General features: G+C 65.2%; 10 protein-coding genes. 7 read left to right on the top strand and 3 right to left on the bottom strand.

Going from position 1 to position 11947, the window contains the following annotated elements; genetic code table 11:
- Window positions 1-83: 83 nt before the first annotated feature.
- Window positions 84-971, bottom strand: coding sequence for a LysR family transcriptional regulator (locus tag A9J21_RS02645; RefSeq protein WP_066731603.1), 888 nt, complete (start codon window positions 969-971; stop codon window positions 84-86).
- A gap of 124 nt (window positions 972-1095) precedes the next feature.
- Between A9J21_RS02645 and A9J21_RS02640 the strand changes: the two genes are divergently transcribed.
- From A9J21_RS02640 to A9J21_RS02615, 6 genes are all read left to right on the top strand, one after another.
- Entirely contained in the window at window positions 1096-2340 is a 1245-nt protein-coding gene (locus A9J21_RS02640) for a YbfB/YjiJ family MFS transporter (protein ID WP_066731602.1), read from the top strand.
- Between the two features lie 87 nt (window positions 2341-2427).
- Window positions 2428-3201 carry a class II aldolase/adducin family protein gene (locus tag A9J21_RS02635; protein ID WP_066731601.1) on the top strand — a complete coding sequence of 258 codons (774 nt, stop codon included), beginning with the start codon at window positions 2428-2430 and terminating at the stop codon, window positions 3199-3201.
- 22 nt (window positions 3202-3223) lie between these two features.
- Window positions 3224-3412 (top strand): 4-oxalocrotonate tautomerase, encoded by a 189-nt coding sequence (locus A9J21_RS02630; protein ID WP_066731596.1) that lies wholly within the window; start codon window positions 3224-3226, stop codon window positions 3410-3412.
- A gap of 42 nt (window positions 3413-3454) precedes the next feature.
- The gene (locus A9J21_RS02625; protein ID WP_066731594.1) at window positions 3455-4483 is read left to right on the top strand and encodes a low specificity L-threonine aldolase; all 1029 of its coding nucleotides are present in this window, start codon (window positions 3455-3457) and stop codon (window positions 4481-4483) included.
- A 56-nt stretch (window positions 4484-4539) separates the two neighbouring features.
- Entirely contained in the window at window positions 4540-5136 is a 597-nt protein-coding gene (locus tag A9J21_RS02620) for an NUDIX domain-containing protein (protein WP_066731592.1), read from the top strand.
- Between the two features lie 12 nt (window positions 5137-5148).
- Window positions 5149-5376 carry a sulfurtransferase TusA family protein gene (locus A9J21_RS02615; protein ID WP_008645216.1) on the top strand — a complete coding sequence of 76 codons (228 nt, stop codon included), beginning with the start codon at window positions 5149-5151 and terminating at the stop codon, window positions 5374-5376.
- A gap of 99 nt (window positions 5377-5475) precedes the next feature.
- On the opposite strand, the gene galU is transcribed toward A9J21_RS02615, so the two are convergent.
- Entirely contained in the window at window positions 5476-6351 is an 876-nt protein-coding gene (gene galU / locus A9J21_RS02610; protein ID WP_066731590.1) for a UTP--glucose-1-phosphate uridylyltransferase GalU, read from the bottom strand.
- Window positions 6352-6454: 103 nt separating this feature from the next.
- Window positions 6455-9322 (bottom strand): valine--tRNA ligase, encoded by a 2868-nt coding sequence (locus A9J21_RS02605; protein WP_066731589.1) that lies wholly within the window; start codon window positions 9320-9322, stop codon window positions 6455-6457.
- 230 nt (window positions 9323-9552) lie between these two features.
- On the opposite strand from A9J21_RS02605, the gene A9J21_RS02600 reads away from it, so the two are divergent.
- Window positions 9553-11907: a UvrD-helicase domain-containing protein gene (locus A9J21_RS02600; RefSeq protein ID WP_066731588.1), complete on the top strand. Its 2355-nt coding sequence runs from the start codon at window positions 9553-9555 to the stop codon at window positions 11905-11907.
- Window positions 11908-11947 lie beyond the last annotated feature (40 nt).

Genomic DNA, 11947 nt, shown 5'->3' with positions numbered 1-11947 from the left:
CCCGCCGTGAATGCCGTGGTCGCGCCACTTTCAGTGTAGGCGACCGGCCACATCCTGCAGGATGAAGCGAGCGATCAGGCCGGTCAGGCCACTGCCCGGGTATCGTCGAGCGTACCTGCCTGATCGGGGAGCATGTCGGCCAGCGCCATCAGGGCGGTGCCAGCCATCGACGGATGCCATGTCAGCACGGTGGTCACGCGCCCCGTGTGGCCCAGCGGATGGATGCCGATCTGCGGCAGGTTGCGATAAAGCGCCAGCACCGATCGCGGCACGATGCCAACGCCAATGCCGGCCGCAGCACAGGTCACGATGGCGTGATACGAGCCAAGCTGGATCACGCGGTTCATGCCCCGGCCGCATTGACCAAACCACTGTTCGAAGCGGGTGCGGTAGTTGCAGCCGGTCTCGAATGCCAGCAGCGTGGCGCGTTCGATATCTTCGGGCGACTGGATGGGGCGATGGCTGGTGCTGGACACGATCACCAGTTCTTCCTCGAACGCCGGCAGGCTTACCAGATCCGGTTCGCCCAGCGGCTCGGCCACGAAGGCGCAATCCACCTCGAAGCGGCGCACTGCGTCGAGCGCCTTGCTGGTGATCAGCGTGACCAGCTCCAGTTCCACGTCCGGCCATTGCTGGTGATAGGCGGCCAGCATGTTCGGCAGGCGGCTGGCGGCCGTGCTTTCCATCGACGCGATGCGCAGCCGTCCATGCGGATGTGCCGGCTGCACCGCATGCTTGGCTTCCTCGGACAACTGCAGAATGCGGCAGGCGTAGTCGAACAGTGTCTGGCCTGCCGGCGTGAGCACCATGCGCCGCCCGTCGCGGACAAACAGCTCCACCCCCAGCGATTGTTCCAGCTGCCGGATGCGCGTGGTGACGTTCGACTGCACCCGGTGCAGCCGCTCGGCGGCCCGCGTGATGCCGCCGGCTTCCACTACCGTCCGAAAAATCTCCAGTGCGGCCAGGTCCATATGCATATCCCCTTCAAATTGAGATGGGTTGCATCTCAATTATTCATTTTCCGTGATGGATCGTTCGCGCATAGCATAGTCAACAATACGCAAATGCTCCAGATTTCCGGGTGCCCTCAATTCGATGCCACGCTTGCCCCTAGCCGACGTTGAAGTTTCCGCCAGTCACGTAGCCGCCCGGTCAACCGCCGGGCCGCTGGCCGTGGCACTGGCGGGCCTGGTGTCGCTGGCGCTCGCCATGGGCATTGGCCGGTTCGCGTTCACGCCGCTGCTGCCGATGATGTTGCACGATGGCACCGTGACGCTGGCGGAGGGCAGCGCGCTGGCGACGCTGAACTACATCGGCTACCTGCTGGGCGCGGTGTTGTGCCTGTTTATCCGGCCCGATCCGGTGCGCATGGTGCGCGGGGCGCTGGCGCTGACCGTGGTCCTGACGCTGGCGATGGCACTGCCGGGGGGCATGCCCGCATGGCTGGCCTGGCGCACGCTGGCTGGCGTCGCCAGTGCGCTGGTGATGGTGTACGGCACCGCCTGGTGCATGCAGCGGCTGGCGGAACTGGGCCATCCCACACTGGGCGGGCTGATGTTCTGCGGCCCCGGCATCGGTATCGTGGTGACCGGGCTTTCCGCGTTTGGCATGGTCGGCGCGGGGTGGCAAGCCAACTGGGGGTGGATCACCTTCACGATACTGGGCGCCGTCATGCTGCTGCCGGTATGGCGCGTCTACGGTTCGCCCGCGCCGGCGTCCTTGCACGGTGCCACGGCGGGTGCGACGCCTGCGGCGGCGCCCACGCCACGGCTGGATGTCGAGACCTGGGCACTGACGCTGGCCTACGGCCTGGCTGGCTTCGGATACATCATCACGGCCACGTTCCTGCCCGTGATTGCCCGGCACGCCATGCCCGGCAGCGTCTGGGCCGACCTGTTCTGGCCGATCCTTGGCGCCGGCGTGGCGGTGGGCGCGTGGCTGGCAACCCGTGTCGGCATGCATCACGACAACCGTCGGATGATGATGGTGCTGTACACGTTGCAGGCGGCGGGCGTGGGCGTGGCCGCCGTGTGGCCCACCGTGGCCGGGTTTGCGCTGAGCAGCCTGCTGGTGGGCTTGCCGTTCACCGCGCTGGTGTCGTTTGCGATGCGCGAGGCCCGGCGCCTGTGGGGCGGCCGGGCCGCAAAGCTGATCGGCCTGATGACGGCCGCCTATGCCATCGGCCAGATTGCCGGGCCGCCGCTGGCAACCGCGCTGGTGGCGCGCACGGGCGGATTCGCCGCCTCGCTGGGCGTGGCCGCGCTGGCGCTGCTGGCCGGCGCGCTGATCTACCTGTGGATGTGGCGCACGATGCCGGTGGGCGGACACACGCCACGCTAGCGACTGCGCTACAGTATCGGCTTCGCCGCTCACTCGACCCGGACGCCCCCGCGCCGGCGCTGCAGGGCGGCGCGAAAGCCAAGCCCCATGTCTTTTGCCTTGCAGCCCGGACGTGCTACCGGCCCGGTCCTGCCCGTCAGCCCGGAAGAAGCGCGCGTCCGCGTGGACCTGGCCGCCGCCTACCGGCTGGCCGCGCTGGAACGCTGGGACGATCTCATCTACACCCATATCTCGGCCACCGTGCCCGGTGAGCCCGATCATTTCCTGATCAACCCGTTCGGCTTTGCCTTCGACGAAATCCGCGCGTCGGATCTGGTCAAGATCAATGGCCGGGGCGAAGTGGTGGGTGAAACCGTGCATCCGGTGAACGTCACCGGCTTTGCGCTGCACGCGGCCGTGCATGCGGCACGTGCCGACGCACATTGCGTGATGCACCTGCATAACACCGCCGGCATCGCCGTTTCCGCCCAGGCGGAAGGGCTGTTGCCGCTGTCCCAGCATGCCATGCGCTTTCACGGCCGCATGGCCTATCACGACTACGAAGGCCTGGCCTTCACGCCGGCCGAGGGCGCGCGCCTGACCGCGTCGCTGGGCGGCCATCCGGCCATGTTGTTGCGCAACCACGGCACGCTGACCGTCGGGCGCACCGTGGCCGAGGCCTATGTGCTGATGGCGACGCTGATCAAGGCGTGCGAGATCCAGCTCGGCGCGCAACTGGGCAACGCCACGGTGCAGCCGCCACCGGCCATCGCAGACAAGACGTCGCTGCAGCTGTTCGACAACGGCGCCGTCGAGGGCGTGATGGAATGGCCCGCGCTGCTGCGCAGACTCGATAAAATCGATCCCACCTATAAAGACTGAAGATTCATCAAGGAGCCATGCAATGCCCACGTTTCATGTAGAGATGTTCGAAGGCCGCACCGTTGAGCAGAAGCGCAAGTTCGTTGAGGAAATCACGCGCGTCACGTGCGACACGCTGGGCTGCTCGGCCGGCGCCGTCGACATCATCATTACCGACATCAAGCGCGAGAACTGGGCCACCGGCGGTGAACTCTGGCTCGACAAGAAGTGATTCCAGGCAGGGTTTGAACCGATGACCTCCGCAGTTTCCGCCATGCAGCAGTTTGCCTCTGACAACTACGCCGGCTTTTGCCCGGAATCGCTGAAGTATTTTCTGGAGGCCAACGCCACGGGCCATGAAAAGGCCTATGGCGACGACAGCTGGACGCAGAAGGTGTGCGATCGCATCCGCGATCTGTTCCAGACCGATTGCGAGGTCTTTTTCGTGTTCAATGGCACCGCCGCCAATTCGCTGGCGCTGTCGTCGCTGTGCCAGTCGTACCATTCGGTGATCTGCCACGAGCTGGCCCATATCGAGACCGACGAGTGCGGCGCGCCGCAGTTCTTCTCGAACGGTTCGAAGCTGCTGACGGCGCCCGGCGAGAACGGCAAGCTGACGCCCGATGCCGTGGAGGCGCTGGTGACGCGGCGCTCGGATATCCACTACCCGAAGCCACGGGTCGTATCGCTGACGCAGGCGACCGAAGTGGGCACGGTCTATTCGGTTGACGAGGTGCGCGCCATTGCGGCCATCGCCAAGCGGCGGCAGCTGCGCGTGCATATGGATGGCGCGCGCTTTGCCAACGCGGTGGCGTCGCTGGGCGTGCATCCGTCGGAGATCACGTGGCGCGCAGGCGTGGACGTGCTGTGCTTCGGCGGCACCAAGAACGGCCTGCCGGTAGGCGAGGCCGTGGTGTTCTTCGACCGCCGGCTGGCGGAGGACTTTGCGTATCGGGTCAAGCAGGCCGGTCATCTGGCGTCGAAGATGCGCTTTATCTCGGCGCCATGGCTGGGCATGCTCGAAAACGACGTGTGGCTCAAGAACGGACGCCATGCCAACGCCATGGCGACGTTGCTGGCCCAGCGCATCGCCGATATTCCTGGCGTGCGCATCATGTTCCCGACCCAGGCCAATGCGGTGTTCGCCGAACTGCCGCTGCCCGCGATCGAGGCGCTGCGCGCCAAGGGCTGGCTGTTCTACACGTTCATCGGGGCAGGCGGTTGCCGGCTGATGTGCGCATGGGACCTGCAGCCGGAAACGGTGGAGGCGTTCGCCGCCGATATCCGCGCCGCGTGCGTCTGATTCTAAAGATTCAACGATAGTCATAACGATAACCAGAAAGTCCCAGGAGCCCCACGATGCAACACTATCGATTCTGCCCGCGCTGCGGCGCGGAACTGGAACACCTGCCGATGTCCGGGCGTTTCCGCCATGCCTGCGTGCAGGACGGCTGCGGCTTTGTGCACTGGGACAACCCGCTGCCGGTGCTGGCTGCGGTGGTCGAGTACGAGGGCAAGCTGCTGCTGGCCCGCAATGCGGCCTGGCCGGAGAAGATGTTCGCGCTGGTCACCGGCTTCATGGAGCGGGACGAGACGCCTGAACTGGGCGTGGCGCGTGAACTCAAGGAAGAGACCAACCTCGATGCCGTGTCGGCGTCGCTGATTGGCGTCTACGAATTCATGCGCAAGAACGAGCTGATCATTGCCTACCACGTCCGGGCGGAGGGCGATATCCGACTGTCGGAAGAATTGGTCGAATACAAGCTGGTGGCGCCGGACAAGATGCGGATCTGGAACGCCGGTACCGGGTTTGCCGTGGCGGATTTCCTGGAGCGGCGCGGCCTGCCGGTGCGTTTCTTCGACCGCGCCACTGGCGAGGACATTGCCGACCCGCGCCGGCCGACCGACTTCAGCCTCCTCGGCGCTTCGCTACAATACGGCATCAACCAGAATTAGAAGGTGAGAGGAATGGACTTCCAGAAAGAAGTGGACGCGCGCGGCCTGAACTGCCCGCTGCCGATCCTGCGGACCAAGAAGGCGCTGGCCGACATGGCCAGCGGCGAAGTGCTCAAGGTGCTGGCCACCGACCCCGGCGCCACGCGCGACTTCCAGGCATTCGCCAAGCAGACCGGCAACGAACTGTTGTCGCATGCCGAAGTGGACAAGGTGTTCGTGTTCTACATGAAGCGCCGCTGAAGCCCGGCCTCTTCGCCCGTGCGACGGGCACGGACACAAAAAAACCGCCTCCGGAGAGGCGGTTTTTGTTTGGGCTCGTGCCGTGGCCGGTATGCCCTGTCAGCCGCGCTGCGCCAGGTAGGCGCTGAATTCCTCGCGCATTTCAGGGTGCTTGAGCGCGAATTCCACGGTGGCCTTCAGATAGCCGAGCTTGCTGCCGCAGTCGTAGCGCACGCCCTTGTAGCGATACGCCAGCACCTGCTCCTGGTCCAGCATCGCCTGGATGGCGTCCGTAAGCTGGAACTCGCCGCCCGCACCGGGCTTGAGATTGCGGATGTGTTCGAAAATGCGCGGGGTCAGGATGTAGCGGCCTACCACGCCCAGGTTCGACGGTGCGTTTTCCGGGGCCGGCTTTTCGATGATGCCGGACATCTTGATCACGCGATCATCCCACTCGCGGCCATCGACCACGCCGTACGAACGGCTCTGTTCCGGCGAGATTTCCTCCACGCCAAGCACCGAGCAGTTGTAGTGATTGTAGATGTCCACCATCTGCTTCATCACCGGCTCGTTGTCCTCGCCATCCAGCAGGTCATCGGCCAGCATCACGGCAAACGGCGCATCGCCCACCAGGCGGGCCGCGCACAGCACCGCGTGGCCCAGGCCCAGCGCCTCGGGCTGGCGCACGTAGAAGCACTCCACGTTCTTGGGCTTGATGGAGCGCACGACGTCAAGCAGCGCCTGCTTGTTCTTGGCTTCAAGCTCCATTTCCAGTTCGTAGGCCTTGTCGAAATGGTCTTCGATGGCCCGCTTGGAGCGGCCCGTGACGAAGATCATCTCGTTGATGCCTGCGGCCATGGCTTCTTCCACGGCGTACTGGATCAGCGGCTTGTCCACCACCGGCAGCATTTCCTTGGGACTCGCCTTGGTGGCGGGCAGGAATCGGGTGCCTAGCCCTGCAACGGGAAAGACTGCTTTGGTGACGCGGTTTTCCATTTCAGCTTCCTTTTTAATCCGGTGTCATACCGTGCCGCACGTGGGAGGAGCCGTCTGTCAGGTTTCGTCCGACTTACAGTCCGGACGGACCTGACCATCACATTCAGGACGGCAGACGCTGTAGTTGATCCTGCAGCTTCGCCAGCGTCTGTTCGAAATCCGACAAACGCTGTGTCTCCTGTGCCACGACGGCCGGAGGAGCCTTGGCGACAAAGCTCTCGTTGGAGAGTTTGCCACGGCACTTTCCGATCTCGCCCGCGATCCGCTCAATCTCCTTCGACAGGCGCGCACGCTCGGCCACGACGTCGATCTCGATCTTGAGCAGCAGGTGGTTGCCGCCGACGATGGCCACCGGGGCACCGGCACCCTCGCGCTGGAGTTCGGACTCGTCTTCGAACACCTTCACTTCGGAAAGTTTCGCAAGTGCCTGCACCTGGGCAGCCGCTTCCTTCAGGAATGCGCTGTCGCCATGCGCATACAGCGGGATACGCTGGGCCGGCGAGATGTTCATCTCACCGCGCAGGTTGCGGCAGGCGTCCACCACGGCCTTGAGCTGGGCCACCCAGGCTTCGGCGGCCTCGTCGATCTTGGCGGCTGCCGGCAGCGGGTAGGCCTGCGTGGCGATGGTCTCGCTGCCGTCGCCCTTGGCACGGCCGGCCAGCGGCGCAACCTTCTGCCACAGTTCCTCGGTAATGAACGGAATCACCGGATGGGCCAGGCGCAGCACCGTTTCCAGCACGCGCAGCAGGGTGCGGCGCGTGGCGCGCTGTTGTGCCTCGGTACCGGTCTGGATCTGCACCTTTGCCAGTTCCAGGTACCAGTCGCAGTACTCGTCCCAGACAAACTTGTAGATCGCGCTGGCGATATTGTCGAAGCGATACTCGCCGAAGCCCTTCTCGACGTCGGCCTCCACGCGTTGCAGCAGCGACACGATCCAGCGGTCGGCCTGCGAGAAGTGCAGGTAGCCGTCCGGGCCGCAGTCGTTGCTGCATGGACCCATGCCGCAGTCATGGCCCTCGGTGTTCATCAGCACGAAGCGCGTGGCGTTCCAGAGCTTGTTGCAGAAGTTGCGATAGCCCTCGCAGCGGCCGGTATCGAAATTGATGTTCCGGCCCAGCGTTGCCAGCGACGCGAACGTGAAGCGCAGCGCGTCGGCACCGAACGCGGGAATGCCGTTCGGGAATTCCTTCTTCGTCTTGGACTCGATCTTGGGGGCGTCCTTCGGACGGCGCAGCCCCGTGGTGCGCTTCTTGAGCAGCGGATCGAGTTCGATACCATCGATCAGGTCCACCGGGTCCAGCGTGTTGCCCTCGGACTTGCTCATCTTCTTGCCTTCGGAGTCGCGCACCAGGCCGTGGACGTACACGGTGTGGAACGGCACCTTGCCGGTGAAGTGCTTGGTCATCATGACCATGCGCGCCACCCAGAAGAAGATGATGTCGTAACCGGTGACCAGCACCGACGACGGCAGGAAGTGCTTCAGTTCGGGCGTCTCGGCGGGCCAGCCCAGCGACGAGAACGGCACCAGCGCGGACGAGAACCACGTGTCGAGCACGTCTTCCTCGCGGCGCAGGGGGCCGGTGCTGCCAGCGGCCTGGGCCTTGGCGAGGGCGTCTTCCTCGGTGCGGGCGACGAAGCACTTGCCGGCATCGTCGTACCACGCCGGAATCTGATGGCCCCACCAGAGCTGGCGGCTGATGCACCAGTCCTGGATATTCGCCAGCCACTGGTTGTACGTGTTGATCCAGTTCTCGGGCACGAGCTTGATCTCGCCGCTCTGCACGGCGTCCAGCGCCACTTCGGCGATCGAGCGGCCCGGGTTGAACGTGCCTTCCGGCGCCGGCTTGCTCATCGCGACAAACCACTGGTCGGTCAGCATCGGCTCGATCACGCTGCCGGTGCGCTCGCTGCGCGGCACCATCAGCTTGTGCTTCTTGACCTCGCCCAGCAGGCCCTGGGCCTCCAGGTCGGCCACCATCTGCTTGCGGGCGTCGAAACGGTCCATGCCGGCGTAGGCGGCCGGCGCATCGGCCACCACCTTGGCGTCCAGCGTCAGGATCGACATCTGCGGCAGGTTGTGGCGCTGGCCCACCGCATAGTCGTTGAAGTCGTGGCCCGGGGTCACCTTGACCACGCCGGTACCGAATTCACGGTCCACGTACTCGTCGGCAATCACCGGAATCTTGCGGTCGGTCAGCGGCAGGTGCACGAACTTGCCGATCAGGTGCGCGTAGCGCTCGTCCTCGGGGTGCACCATCACGGCCGTGTCGCCCAGCATCGTCTCGGGACGGGTGGTCGCCACGGTCAGGTGGGTCAGGCCGCGCACGGCGTCCGGCTCGGCCAGCGGGTAGTGGATATGCCAGAGCGAGCCTTCTTCCTCGACGCTGTCCACTTCGAGGTCCGACACGGCGGTGCCCAGGACCGGGTCCCAGTTGACCAGGCGCTTGCCGCGATAGATCAGGCCCTGTTCGTACAGGCGCACGAAGACCTCGGTCACGGCCTGCGACATCTCGGGCGACATCGTGAAGTATTCGCGCGTCCAGTCGATCGATGCCCCCATGCGGCGCACCTGGCGCGTGATGGTGGAGCCCGATTCTTCCTTCCAGGCCCAGACCTTCTCGGTGAACTTCTCGCGGCCCAGGTCGTGGCGCGACACGCCTTGCGCTTCCAGCTGGCGCTCCACCACGATCTGCGTGGCGATCCCGGCGTGGTCGGTGCCCGGCACCCACAGCGTGTTGGCGCCCCGCATGCGCGCATGGCGGGCCAGGCCGTCCATGATCGTCTGGTTGAACGCGTGGCCCATGTGCAGCGTGCCGGTCACATTCGGCGGCGGCAGCTGGATGGCGAAATCGGGGCGGTTCGCATCGAAAGTGGGCTGGGCGATGCCGCGGCGCTCCCATTCGGGGCCCCATTTGGCCTCGATGGCGGCGGGTTCGAAGCTCTTGGCGAGGGACTGGTCTTCTGCGGTCATGCTCGGATGTCTTGGGATGCTTGGAATGCGGATCGGGGCTCGGACCGGCTCGCGGCGGGGCGGGCGGCGGCATTCGGCCGGGGAAAACGTCAAATTATAGGGGAGCCGGCGTACCGATGCGCATTTCCGGGCGTGGAGCAAGCACTCGGGCGCTGCCGCGCGGCGGATGCCGACAGGTCCGGACGGTGGCCGCCGGTATAATTGCCGCCTACTTTACCGGCCCCGATCCGATGTCCAGCCTGCTTGCCAATCTCAACGCCGAACAACACGCCGCCGTCACTTTGCCGGACGAACCGGCCCTGATCCTGGCTGGCGCGGGCAGCGGCAAGACCCGCGTGCTGACCACGCGCATCGCCTGGCTGATCCAGAACGGACGGGTTTCCCCGGCCGGCATCCTGGCCGTGACGTTCACGAACAAGGCCGCCAAGGAAATGCAGACGCGGCTGTCGTCGATGCTGCCGATCAACACGCGCGGCATGTGGATCGGCACGTTCCACGGCCTGTGCAACCGCATGCTCCGCGCGCACTTCCGCGACGCCGGGCTGCCCCAGACCTTTGCCATCCTGGATACCCAGGACCAGCTTTCCGCGCTCAAGCGGCTGCTCAAGCAGCTCAACGTCGACGACGAAAAGTACCCGGCCAAGAACCTCCAGTACTTCATCAACAACGCCAAGGAACAGGGCCTGCGCCCGGCCGACGTCGAAGCCAACGACGACTTCAACCGCCGGTTTGTCGACCTGTACGCCGCTTACGACGAGCAGTGCCAGCGCGAGGGTGTGGTCGATTTCGCCGAATTGCTGCTGCGCTGCTATGAACTGCTGCGCTACAACGACGCCATCCGCCAGCACTACCAGCACCGCTTCCGCCATGTGCTGGTGGACGAGTTCCAGGATACGAACGTGCTGCAGTACCGCTGGCTGAAGCTGCTGGCCGGCTACGGCACGGGCAGTGCCGCCGCGGTGTTCGCGGTGGGCGACGACGACCAGAGCATCTACGCGTTCCGGGGCGCCAACGTCGGCAACATGCGCGATTTCGAGCAGGAATTCCGCGTGCGGCACATGATCAAGCTGGAACAGAACTACCGGTCGCACGGGCATATCCTCGATAGCGCCAACCACCTGATCTCGCACAACGCGCGCCGGCTTGGCAAGAACCTGCGCACCGATGCGGGGCATGGCGAGCCGGTGCGCGTCTTCCAGGCCGGGTCTGATGGCCAGGAGGCATCGTGGATCGTTGAGGAAATCCGCGACCAGATCGCCCAGGGCATGACGCGGTCGGAAATCGCCATCCTGTACCGCAGCAACGCGCAGTCGCGCGTGATTGAACATGCACTTTTTTCTTCGGGCATCCCGTACCGCGTGTACGGCGGCCTGCGCTTCTTCGAGCGTGCCGAAGTCAAGCACGCCCTGGCGTACCTGCAACTGATCGAAAATCCGCGCAACGATGCGGCATTCGGCCGGGTGGTCAACTTCCCGACGCGTGGCATTGGCGCCAAGACGCTGGAAAACCTGCAGGATGCCGCGCGCCAGTACAACTGCTCGCTGGCCGAGGCGGTGGCCTATGTGCCCGGCAAGGGCGGCACGTCGCTGGCGGCCTTTCTGCGCCTGATCGAGCAGATGCGCGCCGAGACCAGCCGCATGACGCTGGCGCAGACCGTGGAGTACGTGACCAATACAAGCGGGCTGATCACGCACTACCAGGCCGAAAAGGAAGGCCAGGACCGCATCGAGAACTTGCAGGAACTGGTGACGGCCGCCCAGGCCTTCGTGGTGGAAGACGGCTACGGGCTCGACGCGCTGGCCCGCATGCTGCCCGCCAGCCGCGACGCCGCGCCGGCGCTGGCGCAGGGCGACCAGGAACTGCAGGTGCTGGACCCCGAACAACTGCCGGTGGTGATGACCCCGCTGGTCGCCTTCCTGACGCACGCGTCGCTGGAAGCGGGCGACAACCAGGCGCAGGCCGGCCAGGATGCGGTGCAGATGATGACCGTCCACGCGGCCAAGGGCCTTGAATTCAACGCCGTGTTCATCACCGGCCTGGAAGAAGGGTTGTTCCCGCACGAGAACAGCGCCATGGAAGCCGATGGGCTGGAGGAGGAGCGCCGCCTGATGTATGTGGCGATCACCCGGGCACGCCAGCGGCTGTACCTGTCGTTTGCCCAGAGCCGGGTCCTGCATGGCCAGATGCGCTACCACGTGCGCTCGCGCTTTTTCGAGGAACTGCCGGAACCCGCGCTGAAGTGGATCACGCCCCAGGGCCAGGCGTCATACGGCAACCATGGCGTCAGCCGGCAGGAGCGCGACAGCGCCTGGGGCCGTGACTGGTTCAAGCGTGCCGAAGACGTGCCGTACACCGGCAGCAAGGCCACCGGCGGCATGGATACGGGCAAGAACTACGCAGAGGAAAAACGCGCCGCGGCCACCGGTTTCCGGGTGGGACAGAATGTGTTCCACACGAAGTTCGGCGAGGGAAAGATCAAGGCGCTGGAGGGGGAAGGTGCCGATGCGCGCGCCAATATCGACTTCAAGCGGCACGGCGCCAAGTGGCTGGCGCTGGCGGTGGCAAAGCTGGACCCGATCGACTGAGGACGGCATGCACCCCGGTGCCTTGTGGGCAGCGGGGCGC

Origin of the sequence: Cupriavidus sp. D384, from assembly GCF_001652915.1 — a bacterium.
Taxonomy (GTDB): domain Bacteria; phylum Pseudomonadota; class Gammaproteobacteria; order Burkholderiales; family Burkholderiaceae; genus Cupriavidus.
The sequence above is the reverse complement of the archived record's forward strand: the minus strand, read 5'-3'. Positions and strand labels throughout refer to the sequence as shown.

Excerpts from the sequence above, each read along its gene's own strand:
- A9J21_RS02645 (WP_066731603.1), bottom strand. The coding sequence starts at position 971 with ATGGACCTGGCCGCACTGGAGATTTTTCGGACGGTAGTGGAAGCCGGC.
- A9J21_RS02640 (WP_066731602.1), top strand. The coding sequence starts at position 1,096 with ATGCCACGCTTGCCCCTAGCCGACGTTGAAGTTTCCGCCAGTCACGTA.
- A9J21_RS02635 (WP_066731601.1), top strand. The coding sequence starts at position 2,428 with ATGTCTTTTGCCTTGCAGCCCGGACGTGCTACCGGCCCGGTCCTGCCC.
- A9J21_RS02630 (WP_066731596.1), top strand. The coding sequence starts at position 3,224 with ATGCCCACGTTTCATGTAGAGATGTTCGAAGGCCGCACCGTTGAGCAG.
- A9J21_RS02625 (WP_066731594.1), top strand. The coding sequence starts at position 3,455 with ATGCAGCAGTTTGCCTCTGACAACTACGCCGGCTTTTGCCCGGAATCG.
- A9J21_RS02620 (WP_066731592.1), top strand. The coding sequence starts at position 4,540 with ATGCAACACTATCGATTCTGCCCGCGCTGCGGCGCGGAACTGGAACAC.
- A9J21_RS02615 (WP_008645216.1), top strand. The coding sequence starts at position 5,149 with ATGGACTTCCAGAAAGAAGTGGACGCGCGCGGCCTGAACTGCCCGCTG.
- galU (WP_066731590.1), bottom strand. The coding sequence starts at position 6,351 with ATGGAAAACCGCGTCACCAAAGCAGTCTTTCCCGTTGCAGGGCTAGGC.
- A9J21_RS02605 (WP_066731589.1), bottom strand. The coding sequence starts at position 9,322 with ATGACCGCAGAAGACCAGTCCCTCGCCAAGAGCTTCGAACCCGCCGCC.
- A9J21_RS02600 (WP_066731588.1), top strand. The coding sequence starts at position 9,553 with ATGTCCAGCCTGCTTGCCAATCTCAACGCCGAACAACACGCCGCCGTC.